The organism is Sinorhizobium sp. 22678 (genome assembly GCF_052044265.1).
GTDB lineage: Bacteria > Pseudomonadota > Alphaproteobacteria > Rhizobiales > Rhizobiaceae > Sinorhizobium > Sinorhizobium meliloti_A.
In genome coordinates this window covers 95751-120857 of record NZ_JBQEMS010000003.1, presented here as the reverse complement: position 1 = coordinate 120857, position 25107 = coordinate 95751, and the positions used below count along the sequence as shown (strand labels likewise).

At 64.7% G+C, this 25107-nt stretch carries 23 protein-coding genes; 13 read left to right on the top strand and 10 right to left on the bottom strand.

The genetic code is table 11. The features are described 5' to 3' along the window. Positions 1-75 precede the first annotated feature (75 nt). From ACTJKL_RS06150 to ACTJKL_RS06130, 5 genes are all read left to right on the top strand, one after another. Complete coding sequence (locus ACTJKL_RS06150) at positions 76-1248, top strand: ABC transporter substrate-binding protein (RefSeq protein WP_440852451.1); 1173 nt, start codon at positions 76-78, stop codon at positions 1246-1248. 126 nt (positions 1249-1374) lie between these two features. Further along, positions 1375-2238: a branched-chain amino acid ABC transporter permease gene (locus ACTJKL_RS06145; RefSeq protein ID WP_440852450.1), complete on the top strand. Its 864-nt coding sequence runs from the start codon at positions 1375-1377 to the stop codon at positions 2236-2238. Between the two features lie 6 nt (positions 2239-2244). Then, positions 2245-3246 carry a branched-chain amino acid ABC transporter permease gene (locus ACTJKL_RS06140; protein ID WP_440852603.1) on the top strand — a complete coding sequence of 334 codons (1002 nt, stop codon included), beginning with the start codon at positions 2245-2247 and terminating at the stop codon, positions 3244-3246. Then, on the top strand, positions 3243-4007 hold the full coding sequence (locus tag ACTJKL_RS06135) for an ABC transporter ATP-binding protein (protein WP_324764519.1): 765 nt from the start codon (positions 3243-3245) through the stop codon (positions 4005-4007). Before ACTJKL_RS06140 ends, ACTJKL_RS06135 begins: the two co-directional genes overlap by 4 nt. Then, positions 3988-4704, top strand: a complete 717-nt coding sequence (locus tag ACTJKL_RS06130; RefSeq protein ID WP_440852449.1) for an ABC transporter ATP-binding protein — start codon at positions 3988-3990, stop codon at positions 4702-4704. Before ACTJKL_RS06135 ends, ACTJKL_RS06130 begins: the two co-directional genes overlap by 20 nt. Positions 4705-4734: 30 nt before the next feature. Here ACTJKL_RS06130 and ACTJKL_RS06125 read toward each other — a convergent pair whose 3' ends face one another. Both ACTJKL_RS06125 and ACTJKL_RS06120 read right to left on the bottom strand, forming a co-directional pair. Further along, positions 4735-6684 carry a CHASE2 domain-containing protein gene (locus ACTJKL_RS06125; protein WP_440852448.1) on the bottom strand — a complete coding sequence of 650 codons (1950 nt, stop codon included), beginning with the start codon at positions 6682-6684 and terminating at the stop codon, positions 4735-4737. Then, on the bottom strand, positions 6684-10277 hold the full coding sequence (locus ACTJKL_RS06120) for a FecR domain-containing protein (protein ID WP_440852447.1): 3594 nt from the start codon (positions 10275-10277) through the stop codon (positions 6684-6686). The genes ACTJKL_RS06125 and ACTJKL_RS06120 overlap by 1 nt, the downstream gene beginning before the upstream one ends. 129 nt (positions 10278-10406) lie before the next feature. On the opposite strand from ACTJKL_RS06120, the gene ACTJKL_RS06115 reads away from it, so the two are divergent. Beyond that, the gene (locus ACTJKL_RS06115; protein ID WP_440852446.1) at positions 10407-10952 is read left to right on the top strand and encodes a Pycsar system effector family protein; all 546 of its coding nucleotides are present in this window, start codon (positions 10407-10409) and stop codon (positions 10950-10952) included. Between the two features lie 69 nt (positions 10953-11021). Here ACTJKL_RS06115 and ACTJKL_RS06110 read toward each other — a convergent pair whose 3' ends face one another. Continuing rightward, positions 11022-11708 (bottom strand): GntR family transcriptional regulator, encoded by a 687-nt coding sequence (locus tag ACTJKL_RS06110; RefSeq protein WP_440852445.1) that lies wholly within the window; start codon positions 11706-11708, stop codon positions 11022-11024. 197 nt (positions 11709-11905) lie between these two features. Here ACTJKL_RS06110 and ACTJKL_RS06105 point away from each other — a divergent pair, with 197 nt between their 5' ends. From ACTJKL_RS06105 to ACTJKL_RS06080, 6 genes are all read left to right on the top strand, one after another. After that, positions 11906-12952, top strand: coding sequence for a 4-hydroxythreonine-4-phosphate dehydrogenase PdxA (locus ACTJKL_RS06105; RefSeq protein ID WP_440852444.1), 1047 nt, complete (start codon positions 11906-11908; stop codon positions 12950-12952). Positions 12953-13027: 75 nt separating this feature from the next. Next, positions 13028-14014: a tripartite tricarboxylate transporter substrate binding protein gene (locus ACTJKL_RS06100; RefSeq protein ID WP_018096162.1), complete on the top strand. Its 987-nt coding sequence runs from the start codon at positions 13028-13030 to the stop codon at positions 14012-14014. Between the two features lie 106 nt (positions 14015-14120). Next, positions 14121-14621: a tripartite tricarboxylate transporter TctB family protein gene (locus ACTJKL_RS06095; RefSeq protein WP_440852443.1), complete on the top strand. Its 501-nt coding sequence runs from the start codon at positions 14121-14123 to the stop codon at positions 14619-14621. Between the two features lie 34 nt (positions 14622-14655). Continuing rightward, positions 14656-16194 (top strand): tripartite tricarboxylate transporter permease, encoded by a 1539-nt coding sequence (locus ACTJKL_RS06090; RefSeq protein WP_440852442.1) that lies wholly within the window; start codon positions 14656-14658, stop codon positions 16192-16194. A 57-nt stretch (positions 16195-16251) separates the two neighbouring features. After that, positions 16252-17193, top strand: coding sequence for a sugar phosphate isomerase/epimerase family protein (locus ACTJKL_RS06085; protein WP_100671256.1), 942 nt, complete (start codon positions 16252-16254; stop codon positions 17191-17193). A gap of 16 nt (positions 17194-17209) precedes the next feature. Then, positions 17210-18928 carry a dihydroxyacetone kinase family protein gene (locus ACTJKL_RS06080; protein WP_440852441.1) on the top strand — a complete coding sequence of 573 codons (1719 nt, stop codon included), beginning with the start codon at positions 17210-17212 and terminating at the stop codon, positions 18926-18928. A gap of 106 nt (positions 18929-19034) precedes the next feature. Here the strand turns inward: ACTJKL_RS06080 and ACTJKL_RS06075 are convergent, their stop codons facing one another. The 7 genes from ACTJKL_RS06075 to phnG are packed head-to-tail and all read right to left on the bottom strand — an operon-like array spanning position 19035 to position 24227. Then, entirely contained in the window at positions 19035-19649 is a 615-nt protein-coding gene (locus tag ACTJKL_RS06075; RefSeq protein WP_275599446.1) for a DapH/DapD/GlmU-related protein, read from the bottom strand. Beyond that, positions 19646-20353 carry a phosphonate C-P lyase system protein PhnL gene (gene phnL, locus ACTJKL_RS06070; RefSeq protein ID WP_018096168.1) on the bottom strand — a complete coding sequence of 236 codons (708 nt, stop codon included), beginning with the start codon at positions 20351-20353 and terminating at the stop codon, positions 19646-19648. Before phnL ends, ACTJKL_RS06075 begins: the two co-directional genes overlap by 4 nt. 33 nt (positions 20354-20386) lie before the next feature. Next, entirely contained in the window at positions 20387-21163 is a 777-nt protein-coding gene (gene phnK / locus ACTJKL_RS06065; RefSeq protein ID WP_440852440.1) for a phosphonate C-P lyase system protein PhnK, read from the bottom strand. Next, positions 21160-22053, bottom strand: a complete 894-nt coding sequence (locus ACTJKL_RS06060) for an alpha-D-ribose 1-methylphosphonate 5-phosphate C-P-lyase PhnJ (protein WP_440852439.1) — start codon at positions 22051-22053, stop codon at positions 21160-21162. The genes phnK and ACTJKL_RS06060 overlap by 4 nt, the downstream gene beginning before the upstream one ends. After that, positions 22050-23156: a carbon-phosphorus lyase complex subunit gene (locus ACTJKL_RS06055; RefSeq protein WP_440852438.1), complete on the bottom strand. Its 1107-nt coding sequence runs from the start codon at positions 23154-23156 to the stop codon at positions 22050-22052. Before ACTJKL_RS06055 ends, ACTJKL_RS06060 begins: the two co-directional genes overlap by 4 nt. Before the next feature lie 4 nt (positions 23157-23160). Continuing rightward, the gene (gene phnH / locus ACTJKL_RS06050) at positions 23161-23763 is read right to left on the bottom strand and encodes a phosphonate C-P lyase system protein PhnH (RefSeq protein WP_440852437.1); all 603 of its coding nucleotides are present in this window, start codon (positions 23761-23763) and stop codon (positions 23161-23163) included. Further along, positions 23763-24227, bottom strand: coding sequence for a phosphonate C-P lyase system protein PhnG (gene phnG, locus ACTJKL_RS06045; RefSeq protein ID WP_324764527.1), 465 nt, complete (start codon positions 24225-24227; stop codon positions 23763-23765). Before phnG ends, phnH begins: the two co-directional genes overlap by 1 nt. Positions 24228-24352: 125 nt before the next feature. Here phnG and phnF point away from each other — a divergent pair, with 125 nt between their 5' ends. Then, positions 24353-25087 (top strand): phosphonate metabolism transcriptional regulator PhnF, encoded by a 735-nt coding sequence (phnF, locus tag ACTJKL_RS06040; RefSeq protein WP_100671270.1) that lies wholly within the window; start codon positions 24353-24355, stop codon positions 25085-25087. Positions 25088-25107 lie beyond the last annotated feature (20 nt).

The following is a 25107-nucleotide window of genomic DNA, read 5'->3' as shown; positions in this document are numbered from 1 at the left end:
GCCCGCTGTCGATTGCGATTGATGTAAAAGGAAGCGATGCCGGCCGGGAGTAGCGGACGTCGCGGGGGAGGAAATATGACAAGGCTCATTCTGGCCGCGCTCGCGGCTCTGGCAACGAGCGTCGCGGCGCAGGCGGATACGATCAAGGTCGGCGTCGTCGGACCGTTTTCCGGTCCCTTTGCGCTGCAGGGCAAGAACTTCAAGGCAGGCATCGACGCCTATATGGCGGTGAACGGCGCCAAGGTCGGCGACGACGATATCGAAATCCTATACCGCGACGTGCCGCAGGCGGACCCGGCCCAGTCCAAGGCGCTGGCGCAGGAGCTGGTCGTAAAGGAAGGCGTGCAATATCTCGCCGGCTTCTATTTCACGCCCGACGCGATGGCCGTCACGCCGCTGCTCGAGCAGGCGAACGTGCCGCTGGTGATCATGAATGCCGCCACGTCGGCGATCGTCACCAAGAGCCCGCTCGTGGTGCGCACCTCCTTCACGCTCTGGCAGACATCCACGCCGATCGCCAAGGTGGCGAAGGATGCCGGCGTCTCGAAGATCATCTCCGTGGTCAGCGATTACGGCCCGGGTGTCGATGCGGAGAACGCATTCAAGGCCGGCTTCGAGGCGGTGGGCGGCGAGATCGTGGAGGCGATCCGCATGCCGCTGTCGACCAACGATTTCTCGCCGATCATGCAGCGCATCAAGGATTCCGGTGCCGAAGGCGTCTTCGCCTTCCTGCCGTCCGGCCCGACGACGCTCGGCTTCGTCAAGGCGTTCAACGAAAACGGCCTCAAGGATGGCGGCATCAAGTTCTTCGCGCCGGGCGACCTCACCCAGGAGTCCGACCTGCCGGCGCTGGGCGACGCCGCGCTCGGCCTGCAGACGACCTTTCACTATGCCGTTTCGCATGACTCGCCGGAAAACAAGGCCTTCGTCGAGGCGGCCGCCAAGGCGATCGGCAATCCGGCCGAGCTCTCCTTCCCCGCGGTCGGGGCCTATGACGGCTTGCATGTCATCTACAAGATGATAGAGGCGACGGGCGGCGAGCAGGATGCTCAGAAGGCGGTCGATGCCGTGAAGGGGCTCTCCTGGACAAGCCCCCGCGGGCCGGTTTCGATCGATCCCGAATCGCGCCATATCACTCAGAACATCTATCTGCGCGAGGTCGCCAAGGCCGATGACGGAACCTATTACAACAAGGAGATCCAGATCTTCGAGAAACAGGGCGATCCGGGGCTTGCCGCGGTGAAATGATCGGCGGCCATCATCTCGACCGGTTCATAGGAGCTGCCCTATGCGACGGCTGCACTGCTGGTTTGGCGGAAGCCTTCCGGAATGAGGACCGAGGGTGAAGCCTTGCCACACCGTTAGGATGCGCTCATGCAAACCATCTCCAGCATAGCCGTCGATGCGCTCGCCTATGGCATGGTGCTGTTCGTGATCTCGATCGGCCTTTCGGTCACGCTCGGCCTCATGCGCGTCGTCAATCTTGCCCACGGCGCCTTTGCGATGATCGGCGGCTATATCGCATCCTATGCGGCGCGTGATCTCGGGCTCGGCTACGGGGTCGCGGTGCTGATCGCGGTCTTCGGCACGATCGTCATCGCCATCCCGATCGAGCGCCTGCTCTACCGCCGCATCTACGGTCAGCCGGAGCTGACTCAGGTGCTGATGACGATCGGTATCACCTTCTGCATCATCGGCATTGCCAACTACGTCTTCGGCCCGACTCTCAAGACGATCCCGCTACCGCCGAGCCTTGAGGGCTCCGCCGATCTCGGCTTCCGTTCGATCGCCGTGCACCGGATCTTCGCGATCGTCTGCGGCCTCACCGTTGCCGGAGCCCTCTGGTTTGCCATCGAGAAAACCGCCTTCGGGGTCAAGCTCCGCGCCGCCGTCGACGATGCGGCGATGGCGGCGGCACTCGGAGTGCGCACGGAGGTCGTCTATGCCGTGAATTTCGCCGTGGCCGTGGGGCTTGCCGCGTTCGGCGGCGTCGTCGGCGCGGAACTGCTGCCGGTCGAGCCCTATTATGCGCTCAGATACATGGTCACCTTCCTGGTGGTCGTTTCCGTCGGCGGTGCGGGGTCGATCCCGGGTGCACTTGCCGCCTGCCTCCTGCTCGGCGGCATCGATACGACAGGGCGCTATCTGATGCCGGAATTCGGAGAGTTCTTCTTCTATCTCGCCGTCATCGCCATCGTCTGCGTGTTTCCGCGCGGCCTTGCCGGGAGGATGAAGTAGGTGACCATGGCAACGATGAACGAAGCAGCCACGGCACTTTCTGCGGGCAGGCGGGGGCTCGGCCGCGATCTTGCCGGCCTCGCCGTGATCCTCGTGCTGGCCGCCATCGGCTATCTCCTCTTTCCGAACAATCTCGCGCTGCTCACCCGCATCATAGCGATCGCGCTGCTGGTCCTCTCGCTCGATCTCGTCACCGGCTATTGCGGCGTCGCGACCCTCGGCCATGCCGCGCTGTTCGGCAGCGGTGCCTATGCCGCCGGGATCGCGGCCGTGCATTTCGGCATTACCGATCCGCTCCTCATGGTCGCCGCCGGTATTCTCGGCGGTGCGGTGGCGGGGCTCGCCTGCGGGGTCGTGATCCTTCGGGCGCACGGTCTGCCGCAGCTCGTGCTCTCGATCGCGCTCATCCATCTCTTCCATGAATTCGCCAACAAGGCATCGTCCTGGACGGGGGGAAGCGACGGACTGGCCGGCATCGCGCCCGATCCGCTCATCGGCCTTTTCGCCTTCGACCTCTGGGGCCGCACGGCCTATGTCTTCGGCGTCGTGCTGCTCGCAATCGTCTTCGTGCTCCTGCGCCTCGTCGTGCGCTCGCCCTTCGGCATGCTCTGCCGCGGCATCAAGGAGGATCCGATCCGCATTCGGGCGGTGGGCGCGTCGCCGACGATCGCCATCCTCAAGATGTATGTGATTTCCGGCGCGGTCGCCGGCGTCGGCGGGGCGCTCAACGCCGTCTCGACGCAGGTCGTCGGTCTCGACAGCCTCTCCTTCACGCTCTCGGCCGAAAGCCTGGTGATGCTCGTGCTCGGCGGTACCGGCTCGCTCTTCGGGGCGCTTACCGGCACGATCGTCTTCATGTTCTTCGAAGATCTCGTCTCGGCGGCCAACCCGTTCCATTGGCTGACCATGGTCGGGGCCCTGTTGATCGCGGTCGTGCTCTTTGCACCGAAAGGGCTTTACGGCACGGTCGCAGAAATCCTCGCGCGGCGACGGGGGGCGGGCCGATGAGCGCCATATTCGAAGCCAGAAATCTCAAGCGCTCCTTCGGCGGTCTCGCCGTCACCAACGATGTCAGCCTTTCCATGGCACCGGGCGACCGCGTCGCCCTGATCGGCCCGAACGGTGCCGGCAAGACGACCTTCGTCAATCTCGTCACCGGTAATCTGAAGCCGGATGCCGGAGAGGTGCGGATCGGCGGCGAAACCGTCACGCATATCGGCGCGATCGGCCGCGTGCGCCGCGGCCTCGTGCGTTCGTTCCAGGTGACGCGCCTTTTCCAGGACATGACGCCCGCCGAGCACGTGGCGCTCGCGATCCTGCAGCGCGACGGCCGGGCGGGCCGCATGTTCGGCAATTTCCTGGCGATGCCCGGGGTGATGGCAGAGGCCGGTAGCCTGCTTGGCAAGCTTGGCCTGCGCGATCTGGCGCACCGGCCGGTGCGCCAGATCGCCTACGGCCAACAGCGGCTGCTGGAGATCGCGGTAGCGCTGGCGCTCAAACCTAAGGTGCTGCTGCTCGACGAGCCGGCAGCCGGCGTGCCGCAGAGCGACACGGGCCGCATCGAGCAGGCGCTCGCCGAACTTCCCGATGACCTTGCCGTCCTGATGATCGAGCACGACATGGATCTCGTCTTCCGCTTCGCCAAGCGCGTGATCGTGCTTGCTGCCGGCATGGTCATCTTCGACGGCTCTCCAGCCGACGTCACCAAAGATCCGCGTGTGCGCGAAGCCTATCTCGGGAGCTATGCCGATGCCGGCAGCGCCGCTTGAGGTTGACAATCTCTCCGCCGGCTATGGGCCGACGCGGGTGCTGGAGGGGATTTCCTTTTCGGTGCCTGCCGGCGCGCGGCTTGCGGTTCTCGGCCGCAACGGCATGGGCAAGACGACGCTGCTCGCTACGCTCGCCGGGCAGACGCGCTGTTACGGCGGACGCATCCGTATCGGCGAGGCCGACGTCACCACGCTGCCGAGCGCATCACGCGCGTTGAAAGGCCTCGGCTTCGTGCCGCAGGCGCGCTGCGTCTTCCCGTCGCTGACGGTTGAGGAAAATCTCTTCGTCGGTCTCAAGGGCCGGCCGAAGACGGCGCTGAGCGAGGCCTATGAGATGTTCCCGCGGCTCTACGAGCGGCGCCGAAACCTCGGCTTGCAGCTTTCCGGCGGCGAGCAGCAGATGTTGTCAACCGCCCGCTCGATCCTCGGCCGCCCATCGGTCCTGCTGCTCGACGAGCCGCTCGAAGGACTGGCGCCGGTCATCTGCGAGGAACTGATGAAGGCTTTCGCCGAGCTCGCGAAGACCGGCGACATGACCATCCTGCTGGTGGAGCAGCGCATCCAGAGCGCCCTCGATTTCGCCGACCGGGTGATCATCCTGGAGCGCGGCAGGCTCGCCTGGAGCGGAACGCCGGAGGCGCTGGCGAAGGAGCAGGCCACGGTCGAGCGGCTGCTGGGGGTCGGCGGCTTGCATTGAGCGCCAAGTCCGTGGTTTGCCCCTTATCCGCTATTTCAGCAGCCGTTCCCGCTCGCGCTCGTAATAGCGCGCGAGCGACGGCAGCGCCGCCTTGAGTTCATCGAACAAACCGTCATCGGCAGCGATCTCGCCGCTGTATTTCCCTGCGAGGTAGGCGCGGTGGCGTGCGAGCGCCGGTTCCGAAGCCCCGTCGACCAAGGTGAAGACGGGGGAGACCGTGCTGCGTCCCTTGACGGTGATGCGGTCGAGCTCGGCAACCGCAAATTTCCGGGCGGCGAGTGTTGCAGTACGTTCGCCGAGGAGCAGCGGCACACCGTAGTCCTTGGAGGCACCTTCGAGGCGGGAGGCGAGATTGACGGCATCGCCCAGCGCCGAATAATCGAAGCGGCGGGCCGAGCCCATATTGCCGACGACGCATTCGCCCGTGTTGATGCCGATGCCGATCCTCAGCGCCTTCGGCGGACGCCCCGCCGCTTTCGCCTCGGCTTCCAGCTCTGCGTTGAGACCGCCGAGGGCGGCAAGCATGTCGCGCGCCGCCTGAACGGCATGGACGGCATGGTCCGGATCGTCGAGTGGAGCGTTCCAGAAGGCCATCAGGCAGTCGCCGATATATTTGTCGATCGTGCCGCGTCGGTTGAGCACCGCCTCCGAAAGAGGGGTCAGGAGCCGGTTGATGAGTGTCGTCAGTCCCTCCGGATCGTCCTTCATGTCCTCCGATATGGTGGTGAAGCCGCGAACGTCGCAGAAGAGAACGGTGAGCGTCCGTCTTTCGCCACCAAGCTTCAGCTGGGATGGGTCGCTTGCCAGCCGCTCGACGAGGGCCGGCGAGAGATACTGCGCGAAGGCACGGGTGATTTCCCGCCGCCGCCGCCGTTCGTCCGCGTAGTCGAGGCCCGCCTGCCCCATCGCCACGGCGAGAAAGGCAAGTGCCGGGGCGAGGGGCGAGACGAACGCATGGCCGAGGCGCATCAGGCCATAGCTCGCAAGGAAGATCAGAGTAAGGGCGAGGGCGCCGTAACCGAGCGTCTTCCAGCTGGTCGACCTGAGGACAGCAAGGGCTGCGGCCAGGCTGGCGAGGATGATCGCCGCGATGGCAATGCCCGCGCCCGCCTGCCTGACGAACAGCCGGTGCACGAGATTGTCGTAAATGGTCGCCTGGATTTCGGCACCCGCGACGCGGCCGCGTGAGAAGACCGTGTCGGAGGTGGGGAAGGCATCGACGCCACCGCCCGCGATGGTGGGCGCGTTCTGCAGGCTCAGGCCCACGATGACGACCCTGTCGCGGAAGGTGCCCTCCGGCAGGAAATTCTCGGGATCGAGCGCCTGATAATAGGAAACGGTCGGATAGGTCCGGGCCGGGCCGAAGGTCTGCATCAGCGCCCTTCTCGGCGGCACCGCCGGCTCGGCGCCGGCGACGGTCGCGAGCGTTGCGGCGAAACCGTCCGGATAGGCGGGGATATGCCGGAGCGCTCCGTCGCCGCTGAGGCCGACCGAGGCGATGCCGACCTTCGCGCCCCGTGCCAGAAAGGCGGGAAGAGGCTCGGTCCTGACGAACTGCTCTGCCTGCGGTGTCCGGATCAGCGTCTCGTCGCCGGCAAGCACCACATCGGGCCCGAGAACTTCGGCGAGCGCCTGATCGTTCTCCGGCGCGGCGGCCGGTTCGGCGAAGATCACGTCGAGGCCGATCGCCCGGGCGCCGGCGGCCCTCAGGGCTTCGATCAGGCGGGCGTGCAGCGCGCGCGGCCAGGGCCATTGACTGCCGATCTCGGCCATCGAGGGTTCGTCGATAGCGACGATGACCGGGCCGTCTTCCGGTGGCGATGGCCGGCCGACGATCGAAAGATAGTCATAGGCGCGCAGGTCCACCAGCGACCACGTACCGGTCAGCGAGACAGCCGAGACGAGGGCGGCCACGACGGTCGTCAGGGCGGCAAGCTTTACCCGCCGGGAGGAAAGGCGAAGCTCGCGAAAGTCGTTCATCAGAACCGCATTTTGACGGTGCCCTTGACCGTGGGACCCCAGCCGGGCAGCCCGTCGCGCACCTCGAACTCCTCGTCCAGAAGGTTGAAGCCGGCGAGCTCGACTTCGAACCGCTTGTCGAAGGGCTCCCATTGGAGAGCGGCGTCGAGCGTCCAGAAGTCGTCGAGTGTCGTGGTGCCGTCGGTACGCTCGCCGACATAGTTTGCTGCGACCGTCGTTTTGATGTTGGCGGTGCTGACATAGGTAAGCGCTACCTGGCCGGAGCTTTCCGGCAGGAACGGAAGGTCGCCGTTGCTGCCGGCCGAGAGGTCGTCGCTTTCCGTCCGGGCCACGGTCGCCGAAAGGCCGAAGCCGTGTCCGAGCGCCAGATTCGTGGTCAGCGCCACGCGGTCGACCCTGCCTTTGTCGAAGTGAAAGTCATCCAGCGAGAACGGAAAGTCAATCGAACCGTTTCGGATTTCCTGATGCTGATAGTCGACGGCGGTGAAGAGCCAGTCGGTCCATTCGGCATCCCAGCGCAGAGCCAGCGTGTCGGCATAGCCGTCAGTGCCGATCAGGAACTGATTGGGCTGAAGTCCGACTATGCCGATGGGCGCGAGCGTGGCAGAGCCGAAATTATAGCCCTCGCGCTGGACGGCGGCGCGCAGCCAATGACCCTCTGCCGGGGCCCAGGCTAAGCCGAACTTGGGTTCGAGCCGGATATTGTTGTCATTAACGTCCTCTATGTAACGGGCGAACAGCGCGCCCTCGACCTTGAGATCGGGGGTGATTTCGTAGAGGCCGTCGACATAGGCCTTTGCCACTGCTTGCGTGGACGAATTGTAATCGGCCGTGGTTTCGGAGAGCGGCGGCACGTTAATATTCAAAATCGTCCTGATGTCGGACCTTATTTTCCCAGCTTCCGCGCCGTAGCGCCACGTCAGGTCGTCCTCTCCATACACGTGGTTTAAGGCCGCGATGTAGGTTCGTTCTTTTGCGTCGACATCAGCACTGATCTCAGCCTGACCAGCGCGCCGAACTTCACTGTCTCCGGTCCGAAGTTCTTTGAAAAACAAGGCGGCATTGCCGACGTTGCGGTAGCCGAACGTGTGACTCCAAGCGAGCCCCGAAATTACACCGGAAGAGTCGTCCCCAATCTCGACTTCCAACGGGACTGGCAGTAACTCCCGGGCATCGTCGACGTCCGAGAAATTGGTGAAGGCAACGACGCGGTCGTCGGGCGTTGGGCTGGCCGTAACATAGCCATTGCCACCGATAAGCCGCAGTTCGCGTTCCACGCTCAAGCCGTCCGAATCGAAGGTATCCCGCGGCTCCTCCCACTGGAACGTACCGTAGACGCTGATGGGGAACGGTGAGACCGTAAATCCGCGAACCGCAGCTTCCCCCACCCATCCGGTATGGTCCTCATTGGCGATGAACCCGCCGCCGAGCTCCGTCTCGAAAAAGGGCGAACGCAGTAGATTGACCGTCCGCTCGCGGCTGGCGAGCATATGCGGCTCGATCAGAAGCCCCTGGATGAGAGCGGAAAAGCTTGCGGTATTGACCGTGTTCGCGACGGCGTTGGCGGTGAAATCGTAAGCGTTGAAGAAGGGGTTGACGCTGCCGCGCACCGCCTGGTCGACATAGCTGGCGCCGGTGAAGGGATCGAAGACGGCGTCGCCGTAATATTGACCCCAGGCATCCAACCCCTGCAGGCGGAAGGCGTCGTTGAGCGTCGAACCTTGCTCCTGGTTGGCGCCGAGTGCCGCCGTGTCGCCGCCCTTGGCGCGGGTACGGCGCAGGGCTTCCTGGGCGTTGCGAATGGCCGCGTCGGCATCATAGGCATCGATCGCGATCGCGGTTCTGACCGTCGCCACGACGGGATCGTTCGGGTCGAGCCGGTCGGCATTGTCGAGCGCCTGAGCTGCCGGAACGCGGTCGCCCTTCTCGTAATGCGCGGCTGCGAGCAGCAGCTGTGCGTTCGAATAGGCCGGGTTGGCTGTCGAGCCGGCGAGCAGGTCTTCCACCGCCTTGTCGGCCTCGCCGTTCTGCATGTAGTAGCGGCCGCGCGCCACGAGCGCCACGTCGAAGGAGGGATCGACGGAGAGCGCGGCGTCGATCTCGCGCTTCGCCTCGGCCATCCGCATCTCGTCCATGTATTGTATTGCAAGGTTTGCGTGCGAGACGGGATCGAGCGGATCGAGCGCGATCGCCTGGTTGAAGGCGGCCTCCGCTGCACGGTTGTCGCCGCGCGCGCCCTGGACCAGCCCGAGGGCGTTCCAGATCGACGAGGAGCCTGGGGCAGTCTCGAGCGCCCTGTTCAGGTCGGCAAGGGCGGCATCGAGATCGTTCTCGATGTAAGAGCGGTAATGTGCGCGCGCCTCGAGCGCCGTCGGGTCTTCAGGGTCGATCGCAAGCGCCCGCTCGACGCCGTCGCGAAGCTCGTCGCGATCGTCCAGCAGCAGGGCGAGCTGCGCGCGTGCCGCAGGCAGGGTCGGGTCGTCGGGATATTGCTGCTCGGCCCTCTTGATCACTGCGATCGCCGCCGGAATGTCTTCGCGGAAGCCGGCGGTCCAGGCCCTGACCATGCCCGCATAGCGGCCGCTGGCATTGCGCGGCGGCTCCTCGACGCGTTCGGGGTTCCCGAGCCCGCGCGAGAAATAGCCGCCATAGGCCGCGATCGTGCGGCGGCTCGGGTCGAGGCCGCGTTCGGCCCTGGCGAACAAGCGCGCCGCCTCTTCATACCGGTTGGACGAGCCGGCGATCAATGCGCGCACGAGATCGGCACGCGCTGCCTGGGATCGGCTCAGGCCCCGTCCCGCCGCTTCCGCGAGTGCGGCCTGAGCCTTGTGGCGGCCATCGAGCGAAAGATAAATTTCCGCAAGCGTCAGCCACTCCTCGGTCGTGCGCGAGCCTGCGGGTTTCGCTTCGACGCGCGCGCGCTCCCGACGCATTTCGGGAACGCTGAAGGGCGTGGCCGGCATCCAGACGAAGGCGTTGCGGAGCGACAGATGAAAGAGCATCTGCTCGCGGTCCCTCGGCGTGACGATCACGATCTTCGTCGGTGCGCTGCCGATCGCCGCAACGGCGCCTTCGCCCTGCTTCACAGTCACGCTGCCATAGGCATTGCTGAGTTCGACGACACCTTCGAGGACGACGAGCGAGGTCTTGCCGTCGGGGCCGACCGTCAGCGTCCAATCGGTGCCGCGAATGGCGGCGGCCGCGGCCGGCGTGTCGATGACCAGGCCCTCGCCGCCGCGCTCGGCCCGGGCCCAGATCGTCCCTGATTCCAGCCCGAATTTCGTGTCGCCCGCGCCGATTTCCTTGACGCGCAGCGCGGTATTGCGCCCCAGTCTTATCTGCGTGTGATCTCTGAAGAGGACCGCGAGCGCGCCGGTGGCATTGGTGCGCAGCACATCGCCGGGAATAAGATCCTGAGCGAGGTCGACGACCCGCCAGTTGGAAACGTCGACGAAACGCACCTCCTCGCCGGACTTGCGGGCGATGACGGAGCCGGCGGCCGGCGAGGGGCGCGGAACCGGCTCGGCTTGCGCAGACAAGGGCGCAAAAAACGTCGCCGCGGCAAGCAATGCTCCCGTTCTTCTTCCCCGCATTCTCGTGTCACCCCTCATTATACTGAATCCAGTGAATTTAGAGGGGAGAAATGTCAAGAGCCCAGTTTTGGGCGGATGTTTTTACTCGTTGAGTGTAATAAAGAGGAGACGAATAAAGGGGAGTGGCGAATGGAAGCCGGGGGTAATCTGTACAAACTCGATCTGCCAAGTGAAGGAGTCGGGCCGGAAGTGGCACTCGGCGCCTATTACGATCACATCAGGAAGATCAACGATGTCTTCGCCGATCAGATAAAGACGTCGGACCAGAAGGCGGCCTATATCTTCACCTTCATGTTCGCCTTTCTCGTCACTTCGCAAGAAGGGCGGAGCGTCTTTTCCTGGCAGCGTTACGCCGAAGGCGGCGGCATGGCGCTGGCCCTGTCGGCAATGCTTGCGCTTGCTTCGGTCTTCTCCATCGTGTCGGCTATACTCGTGGTGCTGCCGAGGAAGAGCACCACCTCCACGACGCTGTTCTGGGGCGCCTGGTCCCGTCATCGCGACAGCTTCATCCGAGCGGCGGAGACCGGCGATCAGGCCTATCTCTTCCGCCAATATGCCGAGAATGCGGACGCGCTTGCCGCGATCGCCTGCGGCAAATACCGCTGTGTCAGCTTTGCTTTCCGCGGCCTGCTGGTAACGGTGCTTTCCTATATCTGCGTGCTGGCGGTGAAATGATGGGCGCCGAGCGGTGATGCCCCTCTGGCCGGCAGGCCAGAGGGGGTATTTCGCTTTTGCGTCGACGCTCTAGACCGCGTCGCGCACCCGTTCCCAGGCCTTCGCCAGATGAAGCCCCAGCACTTTCGATAGCCTGGCCTTGTCGCGCGCTTCGAGTGCGGCGATCATTTCCTGATGTTCGGCGACCGCGGCGGCCCATTTCTCCGGGCCTTCATGGCCGATGAAGCGGATGCGCTTCAGTCGCGTCTGCAGCATGGCATGCATGTCGGCGAGGGCCGCATTGCCCGAAAGCCGGGCGATGGCGGTGTGAATGTCCTGGTTGAGCTTGTAATATTGCATCCGGTCGCCCGCCTCGTAGCGGCGCACCATTTCGTCGTGGAGCGCCCGCACTTCGGCGATCTCCGCATCCGTCGCGGCCTCGCAGGCAAGCCTGCCAGCGAGCTCCTCCAGGGTCTGCAGCACGGTGAGCATGTCCTGAACGTCCTTGGCGCTGAAGCGCTTGACGACGGCGCCGCGGCTCGGGACGAGCTCCACCAGGCCTTCGCTCGCGAGATACTTGATCGCCTCGCGCAGCGGCGTGCGCGATACGCCGAGCTGCTCGCCCAGTTGCCCCTCGTGCAGACGGGTTCCGGGCGGAAGGTCGCCCTCGATGATCATATCGCGCAGATGACTGACCAGCGTGTCGTGGAGTGCGGTGCGCCGGATGGGGCCCGGGCCGCCTATGGGTCGCTGCTCCAGTGATTTGAGTTCGTTCATTTTTCTCGTCTGAACCTTGGCCCGCCGCGCGGCCCTTCCCCTTGAGTGTGCGCGATTGAATCAGCGCCGTTCATTCAAGCATGGAGACTGCCCTGGAAGTCGTCAACAGAAAATGCTGCATACAGAATACAAAAGACTTGATGCAGAATTTTGAATGACGTATGAGACATTCAAGCATGAAGCGGAGGACATCTCGAATGACGACATCTGGAGCGGACGGAACGAAGGAGCGGCGCCCTGTGATTGCGCTGGCCATGGGCGACCCCGCGGGAATCAGCCCGGAACTGACGGCGCAGCTTCTGGCCCTTTCCGACATCCGCGACGCGGCGCACATCATCGCCATCGGCGATCGCCGCATCCTCGACGAGGGCGCCCGGGTGGCCGGCGTCACGCTGGATCTGGAAGCCGCTTCGCTCGATGCGCTCCACGACGCCGGCACCGTCCGCCACGTCTTCGTGGATCTCGCCCATCTCGATCCGGCCGATGTGGTTCGCGGCGAGGCGACGCTTGCCGGCGGCACCTTCGCCACGCGTAATTTCCGCACCGCCCTCGAACTCGCCCATGCGGGCAAGGCCGATGCCGTCTGCTTCACCCCCTTCAACAAGAAGGCGATGCGCTTTGCCTATCCCGGCTATGACGACGAGATCCGCTTCGTCGCCGATGTGCTTTCCTTCACCGGAAAAGTTCGTGAATTCAATGTTCTCGAAAAAGTGTGGAACGCGCGGGTGACGTCGCATATCCCGCTCAAGGACGTGGCGTCGCACCTGTCGGTGGAGGCGATCCTGGCCGAACTCAAACTGACGCAGGCCTGCCTCAAGGATGCCGGCTACGAGGAGGCGAAGATCGCGGTTGCGGGACTCAATCCGCATGCCGGCGACGGCGGCAGCTTCGGCATGGAAGAGATCGACATCATCGAGCCGGCGGTCGAGAAGGCCAAGGCGCTCGGCTTCAACGTCGAGGGGCCGTTCCCGGCCGATACGGTTTTCCTCCGGGCGCTGAAGGAAGGCTTCAACGCGGTGATGACCATGTATCACGACCAGGGTCAGATCGCCATGAAGATCATCGGCTTCGACAAGGGTGTGACGATGATGGGCGGACTGCCGTTCCCGCTCTGCACGCCCGCCCATGGCACCGCCTACGACATCGCCGGCAAGGGGATCGCCGATATAGGCGCAACACGCGAGGCGATCCTGCTTGCTGCCCGCATGGCGAAGAAAAAGAGGACGCTTTCGGCTGCTGCCTGAATTCGCACGCTTTCGATGAATACCGGCGTGAGGGGAGGTCTCGCGCCGCAAACCAGCTCAAAGGGAGGACCACGCATGAAAAAATCCGTCTCCATCGCAGTAATCGCGGCCGCCGCTTTCGGCCTTGCCGCGCCGGCATCGGCCTTCGAGCCGAACCGCCCGGTCGAATTCGTCGTCACCGCCGGCCCCGGCGGCGGCACCGATATCTTCGCGCGCACCATCCAGGCGATCATCGGCAAGTACGAGCTGATGAAGGCACCAGTCGTCGTCACCAACAAGGGCAGCGCCGGCGGCGCGGAAGGCTTCGTCTACACGGCTGGCTACAAGGGTGATCCCTACAAGCTCGCCTTCGGTACCAACAATGCCTACCTCCTGCCGGTCCGCGCCAAGGTGCCCTATACGTCCGAGGACCTGACGCCGGTCGCCTCGCTCGCGTCCGACGAGTTCGTGCTCTGGGTCAATGGCAAGGCGGACTACGCGACGGCTGCCGATTTCGTGGCCAAGGCGAAGGAAGGCGGCCTGAAGATCGGCGGCAGCCAGTCCAAGGATGCCGACCAGATCCTGACTTCGATGATCAACGACGCAACCGGCGCCAAGATCAACTACATCCCCTTCAAGAGCGGCGGCGAGGCGGCCGTTCAGCTTGCCGGCGAACACCTCGACGCCAATGTCAACAATCCGAGCGAGAACCTCGGTCAATGGCAGGCCGGCATGATCAAGCCACTCTGCGTCTTCAAGAGCGCGAAGTTCACGAGCGACGCCAAGGTCGCCGGCGACAAGGCCTGGAGCGATATCCCGACCTGCAAGGAAGCCGGCATTCCGATCGAGAACTACTCGATGCCGCGCACCGTCTGGCTGCCGGCGGGAGTCGAGCCTGAGGTCGTCCAGTTCTATGCGGATGTCCTGCGCAAGGTCTCCGAGACGCCGGAATGGGCGAAGTATCTCGCCGACAGCTCGCAGTCTCCCGGCTATATGACCGGCGACGAACTCAAAGCCGTCATCGAAAAGGATGGCGCGACGATCGGCGAAGTGCTGAAGCGCGAAGGCTGGCTCGCCAACTAAGGACCGGTCGATGGGCGCCTGGGGTCGGGGGGAGAGGATGCGGGCAGAACCGCATCCATCCTCGGCCTCTCAGGACGCCCATTCTCCGCTTGGAAAGGTCACGATCATGAGTGAGAACAGTGCGAATGGGATCAGCCGCTTTGCGGTGGAACTCGGCGTCGCCGCGCTGACGGGTGCCTTCGGCATCGCTGTCTGCTACGGCTCCCTCGACATCGGTGCGGGCTGGACCGACATGGGTCCGGATGCGGGCTATTTCCCCTTCTATATCGGTCTGCTCATCGTTCTCGGCAGCCTCGCCAATATCGCGCATGCATTCTTCAAGCACCGCGGTACAGGCGAAGTCTTCCTCGACGGCGCCCGCGCCAGAGTGGTCGCCTCATTCCTGCTGCCGGTTGCGGCCTTCGCCGCCGTTTCCGCCTGGCTGGGACTCTATGTCGGAACGGCGCTCTACATCGCCGCGACCATGCTCTTCCAGGGGCGTTACAAATGGTGGATCGCGATCCCCGCAGGACTCGGCGTCTCGATCTTCTTTTTCATCGTTTTCGAAATCGGCTTCCAGGTTCCGTTGCTGAAGGGACCGGTCGAAGCCTGGTTCGGAATTTACTGACCCGCAAGGGTGCAGTGCTTGCGGGAGGAATGACATGGAAAATATCGGTCTTCTGATCGATGGCTTCGGCCACATCCTCAGCTGGAACCACATCCTGCTGATGATCGTCGGCGTGACGCTCGGCATCCTCGTCGGCGTGCTGCCGGGCCTCGGTGCGCCGAACGGCGTGTCGCTGCTTCTGCCGCTTACCTTCTCCATGGACCCGATCTCGGCGATCATCCTCTTGTCCTGCATGTATTGGGGCGCGCTTTTCGGCGGCTCGACGACGTCGATCCTCTTCAACATTCCGGGCGAGCCCTCCTCGGTCGCCACGACATTCGACGGCTATCCCATGGCGAAAGCCGGTCATGCGAGCCGGGCGCTCACGCTTGCCTTCGTTTCGGCCGGCCTCGGCGCGCTTGCCGGCGTCGTCATGATCACGCTGCTTTCGGGCTGGGTGGCGAACTTTGCGCTCAAATTCTCCTCGCCCGAATATTTCGCCGTCTATTTCCTCGCCTTTGCGAGCTTCATCTCCATGGGCGCGCAGTCACCCTTCAAGACGCTCGTCTCGATGATGCTCGGCTTCGCGCTCGCCTCGATCGGCATGGATACGATCTCGGGCAATCTGAGGCTCACCTTCGACATTCCCGAACTGATCAAGGGCGTGAGCTTCCTGATTGCCGTCATGGGACTCTTCGGCATCGGCGAACTCCTGCTGACGACTGAAGAGGGGCTGCGCTTCGAAGGCATCAAGGCGCGGGTGCGTCTCTCCGAGATCGGCAGGACGCTGATCGAGATCCCGCGCTACTGGCTGACGATCGCCCGCTCGACGATCATCGGCATCTGGATGGGGATCACGCCGGCCGGCCCGACCGCCGCCTCCTTCATGAGCTATGGCGTTGCCCGGCGCTCGGCGCGCGACAAATCGATGTTCGGCAAGGGCGATCCCCGCGGCATCGTCGCGCCCGAGACGGCCGATCATTCCGCCGGCACATCGGCCCTGCTGCCGATGCTAGCGCTCGGCGTCCCGGGTTCCGCCACCGCCGCGGTGATGATGGGTGGGTTGATGATCTGGGGCCTGACGCCCGGCCCGATGCTCTTCACCGATCGCCCGGACTTCGTCTGGGGTCTGATCGCCTCCATGTATCTCGGCAATGTCGTCGCCGTCTTCCTCGTGATCGCGACGGTGCCGCTTTACGCCTCGATCCTGCGCGTGCCATTCTCGATCATCGGACCGATCATCGTCGCGGTCATCTTCTCGGGGGCCTACCAGGTCGCGAACTCCGTCTCGGACATCGTCATGGTGATCGGCTTCGGTCTCCTGGGTTATATCTTCAAGAAGCTGGACTATCCGCTGGCGCCGCTGGTTCTCGCCATGGTGCTCGGCGACAAGGCGGAAGACGCGTTCCGCCAGTCGATGCTGATGTCGGGCGGCAGCCTCAACATCTTCTGGTCGAACGGCCTTGTCTCTGCCCTGATGGCCGTTGCCCTTGCGCTGCTTCTCTCCCCGCTCTTCTTCTGGCTGATCGGCACGTTGCGCAGGCGCAAGAACGAGGTTGCCGCTTCGAGCGGCGACGGCAACGCGGCGGCCTGACCGGCCGCCTCGTCCCGTACCCTAGATCCAATTTCTTCAAATCCCGAGGAGTCCGCCATGGCGCCGCGCAAATGGAACCGTGACAACTGGCCGATTGCGGCCGCGATGATCCAGTATCCCAACCTTTTGCCGGACGGCCGTTCGGTGCAGGACCAGCCGGTCGAGGAGTGGGCGGCGACGCTCGCCGACGTGGTGGATGCCGGCTTCACCGAACTGGATCCGACCGACAGCTGGATACGGCTGGCGGACCTTTCGGCGGAGCGTCTTGATCAGTTCGTGGGCCTGACACGGTCTCTCGGCCTCACGATACCGGCGATCTCCACCTCCCGGCGCAGCCTCATCGACCCGGAACATGGCGAGGAATACCTCGCTTACGGGCACCGGGTCGTCGAGGCGGCTGCCGCCGTAGGCGCCGGCTCCGTGTCCTTCGGCTTCTTCGGTCCGCTGACGGAGGCGCAGAAGAAAGTCCTCTGGTTCTGGACGGTCGACGGCGTGAAGAACCCCGACGATGCGGGAACCTGGCAGTTGGCGGTTTCGCGTGTTCGCGAACTCGGCCGCCATGCCGAAGAACTCGGCATCGAAGTCTCGCTGGAGATGTACGAGGATACCTATCTGGGCACGGCCGACAGTTCCGTGCGCTTCGTTCAGGAGGTAGGCCTCGCCAATGTCGGCATCAATGCGGATCTCGGCAATCTCATCCGCCTGCACCGGCCCGTGGAACATTGGCAGGAAATGATGGCGAAGGTTGCGCCTTTTGCCAAATACTGGCACGTCAAGAACTACAACCGCACGGAAGATCCGGCATCCGGCGTCATCGTCACCCATCCGGCCCCGCTCGAATTCGGCCTTATCAACTATCGGGCGGCAATTCGCATGGCGCTGGCGCATGGCTTCGACAGTCCCTTCCTCTGCGAGCATTACGGCGGTGACGGCCTTTCCGTCAGCGCCGCCAATCGGGACTATCTGAGGCGCATCCTGCCTCGACAAGAAGGACATTGAAGGGGACATTGAAGCGATGACCACGATCTTTGACGCTCCGGAAGATTTCGCCACGACCGCACTCGCAGGTTTTGCAGCGATCTATCAGCGCAACGTCCGCCTGGTGAAGGGCGGCGTCGTGCGCTCGACCAAGGTGCCGAAGGGCAAGGTCGCCGTCGTGGTCGGCGGCGGCTCGGGACACTACCCGGCCTTCGCTGGCTATGTCGGACCGGGGCTCGCCGACGCGGCGGTCGCCGGCGATGTCTTTGCCTCGCCCTCGACGGCCGCGGTAGCCCGCGTCTGCCGCCATGCCGACCAGGGCGGCGGTGTATTGCTCGGCTTCGGCAACTATGCGGGCGACGTTCTGAATTTCGGGGTTGCGGCCGAACGGCTTCGCTCCGAAGGCATCGACGTGCGCATCCTGCCGGTGACCGATGACGTGGCGAGTGCGCCCGCGGAGACGTCGGCCAAGCGCCGCGGGATTGCCGGCGACCTCGTCGTTTTCAAGATCGCCGGCGCGGCAGCGGAAGCTGGCAAGTCGCTCGACGAGGTCGAGCGGCTCGCGCGTCACGCCAATGAGCGGACGGTATCCTTCGGCGTCGCCTTCGGCGGCTGCACGCTTCCGGGCGCCACCGGTCCGCTTTTCACCGTGCCGAAGGGCCAGATGGCGCTCGGGCTCGGCATTCACGGGGAACCGGGCGTCAGCGAGGAGACGATCGCGACGGCGAGCGATCTCGCGAAGCTTCTAACCGGCAAGCTTCTTGCCGAGCGCCCCGCAGGCTCCAGGAAGGTGGCGGCCGTGCTGAACGGTCTCGGCTCGACCAAATATGAAGAACTTTTCGTGCTTTGGACGGCGATCGCCAGACAGCTCAGCGATGCGGGCCTCGAAATCGTCGACCCCGAATGCGGCGAATTCGTCACCAGCCTCGACATGCAGGGCTGCTCGCTCACCCTTCTCTGGCTGGACGAAGAGTTGGAGGCGCTCTGGCGCGCGCCCACGGATGCGCCGGTGCTGCGAAAGGGTGTGATCATTGCCGCCGAACCCGCGACCGACGAGATCGTAGACGCCGACGGCCCGCAGTCTTTCGGCCCCGCAGCGGAAGCCTCGAAGGAAAGCGGCAAATGCATAGCCCGGCTGATCGGCAACATTGCCGAGGCGCTGAAGGACGCGGAGGAGGAACTTGGCCGCATCGACGCCTTTGCCGGCGACGGCGATCACGGCCAGGGGATGCGCCGCGGTTCGGCCGCCGCATTCGACGCAGCAAAGGCGTCGGTCGCGGCGGGGGCAGGGGCCGCAAGCGTGCTTGCTGCCGCGGGCGACGCCTGGGCGGACCGCGCCGGCGGCACCTCGGGCGCGATCTGGGGCCTGGCCCTGCGCTCCTGGAGCAATGCCTTCAGCGATGAGGATAAGGTGAGCGACGTGGCGATCGCGAAGGGCTCCCGCCTCGCACTCGACGGCGTCACGCGTCTCGGCCGCGCGCGCGTGGGCGACAAGACGCTGGTCGACGCGCTGGTGCCTTTCGTGGAGACGCTGGAAAAGGAATCCGCCGCCGGCAGGCCGCTTGTGGAAGCCTGGAACGCGGCGGCCAAGGCCGCTCAAGAGGCCGCCGATGCGACCTCCGCGCTGACCCCGAAACTCGGCCGCGCCCGGCCGCTGGCCGAAAAGAGCATCGGCCACCCGGATGCGGGTGCGGTTTCGCTGGCGCTGGTGGCTCGGGTCGCGGGTGCGTTTTTGATGGAAGCTGCGGCCGCCTGATACGCTTGCGGCGGCGGATTTGCCCCTCTCCCCGGCTTGTCCCTTCTCCCCGTCGAAACGGGGAGAAGATCGCGGCAGCGGGATGAGGGCATCATACGTGCGGCGCCTAGCTATACCGCACAAGAAACTCCTCCGCCGTCAGTTCCCGGAAATCGTCCAGCGCATGGCGCAGCTTGGTGTGGTCCCAGTCCCACCAGGCGAGCTGATCCATGGCTTCGCCGACCCTGGCCGTGAAGCGATCTCGGATGAGTCTCGCAGGTACCCCGCCGACGATCGTGTACGGTGCGACGTCCTTGGAGACGACGGCGCCGGCGCCGATCACGGCTCCATTGCCGACACTCACGCCGGGCAGGATCGTCGCGCCATGGCCGATCCAGACGTCATGGCCGATCGTTACCCGGTTCTGCCGGCGCCAGGCGAAGAGATCGTGGTCGGGCTCCGCATCGTCCCAATACATCGGTGCGCGATAGGTGAAGTGATGCAGCGTCGCCCGCCAGGTGGGATGGTTGGTGGCGTTGATGCGCACGGCTGCGGCGATGTTGACGAATTTGCCAACCGTCGCGCACCAGATCGAACCATCCTGCATGATGTAGGAATAATCACCGAACTCCACCTCGTCGAGGCGCGAGCGCTCCCGGATTTCGGTGTAGCGGCCGAGCGTCGAGTTCACGACGCTCGCTGTCGGATGGATGGTGGGTTCGAGGTCGAGTTTCTGGCTCATGCGGCGTATTTCCTCGGCGAGAATTCCGATACGTCGATGATGCGGTCGGCGACCGCCTCGCGTACCTCCTCGTCATGAAAAATACCGATCAGGGCCGTGCCGGCCGCCTTCTTCCCGGCGATCATTTCCACCACCACTGCGCGGTTCTTCGCATCGAGCGAGGCCGTCGGTTCGTCGAGGAGCAGGATCTGATGGTCCGTGATGAAGCCGCGGGCGATATTGACCCGCTGCTGTTCGCCGCCGGAGAAGGTGGCCGGCGGCAGGGCCCAGAGTTCCCTCGGCAGGTTGAGCCTCGAAAGCAGTTCGGCCGCACGCTCCCGCGCTTCGGCCGCCGTCACACCGCGCGCCTGCAAGGGCTCGGCGACGATGTCGAGGGCCGAGACGCGCGGCACGACACGCAGAAACTGGCTAACATAGCCGAGCGTCGTGCGGCGTACCTCGAGCACGGTGCGCGGCTCGGCCGTTGCGAGGTTCACCAGGCGGCCGTCATGTTCCACCAGGATCTGGCCTTCGTCGACGCCGTAATTTCCGTAGAGCATCTTGAGGATCGAGCTCTTGCCGACGCCGGAGGGGCCGCCGAGCACGACGCATTCGCCGGCCTTCACCGAGAAGGAGACGTTCGCGACCACCGGCAGGCGCACGCCGTCGCGAAGGTGCATGGTGAAGCTTTTCGCGACTTCCGAGACAACGAGGGGAGTTGGCATGGTCTTTACTTTCCGTTGCGCATTGTCAATGCGTCACACCTGAAGAATCGAGGAAACGAGGAGCTGCGTGTAGGGCTCGCGCGGATCGTCGAGCACCCGGTCGGTCAGACCCTGTTCGATGACGGCGCCGTCCTTCATCACCATCATCCGGTGCGAAAGGAGGCGCGCCACGGCGAGGTCGTGGGTGACGATGACCGCCGCAAGGCCAAGGTCGTGGACGAGGCCGCGAACCAGATCGAGCAGGCGTGCCTGCACCGAGACGTCGAGGCCGCCGGTCGGCTCGTCCATAAAGACGAGGCGGGGCGAGGTAACCAGATTGCGGGCGATCTGCAGGCGCTGGCGCATGCCGCCGGAGAAGGCGCGCGGCTGATCGTCGATCCGGTCCTCTTCGATTTCCACGCGCCTCAGCCAGTCGCCTGCCGCCGCGCGGATATTGCCGTAGTGCCGGTCGCCGACCGCCATCACGCGCTCGCCGACATTGGCACCGGCCGACACCGTCATCCTCAGCCCGTCCGCCGGGTTCTGATGCACGAAGCCCCAGTCGGTGCGCATCAGAAAGCGACGCTCGGCCTCGCTCATGCGCGCAAGATCCCGGTACTGGCCGTCGCGCATGTGATATTCGACGATGCCGGATGTCGGCATAAGCCGGGTCGAGAGGCAGGAGAGCAGCGTGGTCTTCCCCGAGCCGGATTCGCCGACGATGGCGAGCACCTCGCCCGGATAGAGCTCGAAGGAGACGTTGCGGCAGCCGATGCGGCTTCCATAAAATTTCGAAACGTCACTGACTTTCAGAAGCGGCACGGCGCTCATACTGCAGCCTCCTGGCTTTCTTTCGCGGCGGGGGCGAGCATGGCACCGGCATGGCCGTGCGCCCGGCGATCCTCGCAATGGTCGGTGTCGGAGCAGACGAACATGCGCCCGCCCTTGTCGTCGAGCACGACCTCGTCGAGATAGACGTTCTCGGCGCCGCAAAGGGCGCAGGGCTTGTCGAATTTCTGCACCTCGAAGGGGTGATCCTCGAAATCGAGGCAGACGACCTCGGTATGGGGTGGCACCGCATAGATGCGCTTCTCCCGGCCGGCGCCGAAGAGCTGGAGGGCCTCCGACATATGCATCTTCGGATTGTCGAATTTCGGCGTCGGCGAGGGGTCCATCACGTAACGGTCCTCGACCTTCACAGGATAGGCGTAGGTCGTGGCGATATGGCCGTTGCGGGCGATGTCCTCGTAGAGCTTCACATGCATGAGCCCGTATTCCTCGAGCGCATGCATCTTGCGCGTCTCGGTTTCGCGCGGTTCGAGGAAGCGCAGCGGTTCCGGAATGGGCACCTGGTAGACGAGCGTCTGCCCCTCTCTCAGTTGCTCCTCGGGAATGCGGTGCCGCGTCTGGATGATTGTCGCCTCCGTCGTCCTCGTGGTGACGGCGACATCGGCGACCTTCTGGAAGAAGGCGCGGATCGAAACGGCGTTCGTCGTGTCGTCGGCGCCCTGATCGATCACCTTGAGCACGTCGTCGGGCCCGAGGATGGAGGCGGTCACCTGCACGCCGCCGGTGCCCCAGCCATAGGGCATGGGCATTTCGCGGGAGGCGAAGGGCACCTGATAGCCCGGGATGGCGATCGCCTTCAGGATCGCGCGGCGGATCATCCGCTTCGTCTGCTCGTCCAGATAGGCGAAGTTGTAAGTTGCGAGGTCGTTCATTCGGGGGCCTCCTTCATGCCGTCCCTGCCGCCGGCCTGGGCGGCGTCGTGTTCCCGGCGCATGCGCCTGACCAGGTCGAGCTCGGCCTGGAAATCGACGTAATGCGGCAGCTTCAGATGTTCGACGAAGCCGGTCGCCTGGACGTTGTCGGCATGCGAGATGACGAATTCCTGATCCTGGGCGGGGGCGACGATGTCCTCGTCGAATTCGTCGGTCCGGAGAGCCCGATCGACCAGCGACATCGACATCGCCTTGCGCTCGCTCTGGCCGAAGACGAGTCCGTAGCCTCGGGTGAATTGCGGCGGCTGCTTGGCCGAGCCTTTGAACTGGTTGACCATCTGGCATTCGGTAACGCGGATGACCCCAAGTGAAACGGCAAAGCCCAGCTCCGGCAGCTCCAGTTCGACCTCGACCTCGCCTATCCTGACCTCGCCGACGAAGGGATGCGTGCGGCCATAGCCGCGCTGCGTGGAGTAGGCGAGCGCCAGCAGGAATCCCTCGTCGCCACGGGCAAGCGCCTGCAGGCGGAGATCGCGCGCCATCGGAAATTCCATCGGCTCGCGCGTCAGGTCCCCCGCCACGTGAGCTTCCGGCATCTGGCCGTCGCCCTCGATCAGGCCTTCGCCGTCGAGAATGTCGGAGACGCGCATGACATGTTCGCCCGGCTCCTTGAGCGCCGGCTCATCGACCGGCTGTTCGCCGATGAGCGACGGGTCGAGAAGCCGGTGCGTATAGTCGAAGGTGGGGCCGAGCAGCTGGCCGCCGGGGAGGTCCTTGTAGGTGGCCGAGACGCGCCGTTCGACCTTCATTTTCGCGGTGTCGACCGGTTCGGAATAGCCGAATCGCGGAAGGGTCGTGCGGTAGGCGCGCAGGATGAAGATCGCCTCGATCATGTCGCCGCGCGCCTGGCGCACGGCAAGCGCCGCAAGCGCACGGTCGTAAAGCGAGGCCTCGGCCATCACGCGGTCGACCGCGAGCCCGAGCTGCTCGACGACCTGTTCTATGGTGATCGCGGGCAGCGCCCGGTCGCCACGCCGGCGGTCGGCCAGCAGCCGGTGAGCATTGGCAATGGCGGCTTCTCCGCCCTTGACGGCTACATACATGCGCTTACTCCCGTTCGAGTTTGGTGGTGCGCGGCAGGCAAAGCACTGCCTCGCGCGCCGTCAGGACGAGATCGATGCCGCGTGGAAAGATCGCCCGGTTGGCGGCCCAGAGGTCGAGGAACACGTCAGGCAGGCCCTTCGGTGCGATGACGATCCCGTTCTTGATTCCGGGTCCCCGGCCGATCAGCGGTTGCCCGCCCTCGAGCGCTTCCACCTCGACGACGAGCGTGGTGGAACGGTCGGGATATTCCTGCGTGCCGAGGGAGAACTGGTCGAAGCCCGGCACAGCCGCGTCCTTCTCGAAGAAGGCAAAGCGAGCCTCGTCCTTCGTCTCGGTGACGCCCGCGCCGGTGTGAAACGCGATCCACTTCGGCGCGGAGGATTTGGAGAGCGCCGGCGATAGCCAGACCGGCGTGTCGTGGTCGCAGAGCGTGAGCGCGACAGCTCCGCTTGCCTCTCCGAGTGGCGCCGGAGGGGCTGCAGCAGTGGAAAGCCGGCCGACGGTGCCCGGGCGGGCGAAGCAGTCCATCAGGCTGCGGAACACGGACTGCGCCTCGAAGACGGGATCGGCGAAGGCGCCGCTATAGATTTGCGATTTGGCCGTCATCAATCCTCTCCGCGGACCATGGTGAAGAAGTCGACGCGGGTCGCAGCCGTTTCCTCGGCCTTGCGACGGTCTTCCGCATCAAGGCGAGCGGCCACCTGCTCGTGCAGCGCCTCGACGCTTGCGCGATGCGCAGCGCTCTGAAAAAGCGCGTCGAAGATCGCGGCAAAGCGGGCGCGTGCCTTGTCGGTGCCGAGCAGTTGCCCATGGCCGATCTCTCCGGTCGCAAGCCGCACGGTGGCGCGTGAAACGGTGGCCTCGCCGAGGTTGAAAGGATCGCCGCCGCCGCCGATCTTGCCGCGCACCATGACGAGCCCGGTTTCCGGACCGCGCACCGGCGCCACCTCCGGCTTGTCGTCGATCGCGTCCCAGGCCATGGAAAGTTCGCCGAGCGTGGCGCGCGCCAGAAGCCGCATGCCTTCCCGGCGCTGAGCGATGCCTTCATCACTTGTCTTCGCTGCGTCCATCATCTCACTCCAAAATGTCTATTGATCTAGACAACTATACATCTTATACCTTTCCATAGCCTTCGCAAATGACAGGCTTGTGACATTTGCCAAGAAACCGGCGGCGAAGAAGTGGGGCGAAGAAGATGGTGGCGAAGGTCGTCGAACGGCAGATGGGCGTGGCGCTATGGCGGCAGATTGCCGACAGGATACGGCTGGCGATCAGCAACGGCGACTATGACGCGACCGGCATGGTGCCGCCGGAGACGGCCCTTGCAGCGGAATTCGGCGTCAATCGCCACACCGTGCGCAGCGCGCTGGCAGCACTCGCGGAAGAAGGTCTGGTGCGCGCGGTGCAGGGGCGCGGCACGATGATCGAGCGCAAGGATCGTGTGAGCTATCCGATCTCGCGGCGCACTCGCTTCTCGCAAGGCCTCGGCCGCCAGGTGAAGGAAATCGGAACCGAGCTCCGGGGGCATCGCCAAGTGTCGGCAAGCGGCGAAATCGCCGCTGCGCTTGGCGTTCCCCCGGGCACCCCTCTCATCGAGCTCAGCACCGTCAGCAGCGGCGACGGGCGGCCGCTTTCGACGGCGGTCAGCTACTACCCCGCCGAGCGCTTTGCGAGGATGGCGGAGGAATATGGGCGGCTCGGATCGGTCACCAAGGCCTTTGCCGTGCATGGGCTCGACGACTACGTCCGGGTCTCGACGGAGATCGTCGCGCGGCACGCGGACGCAGAGGAACTCTCGCTTCTGAAACTCTCGCCGGGGGCGATCGTCATGGAGACGCAATCGATCAATGCGGATCTCGGAGGCCGCCCGGTCGAATATTCGCGAACGCGCTTTGCCGCCGACCGGATGAAGCTCCGGATCGAGACTTGAACTCGGCCGGACGGCGCGGA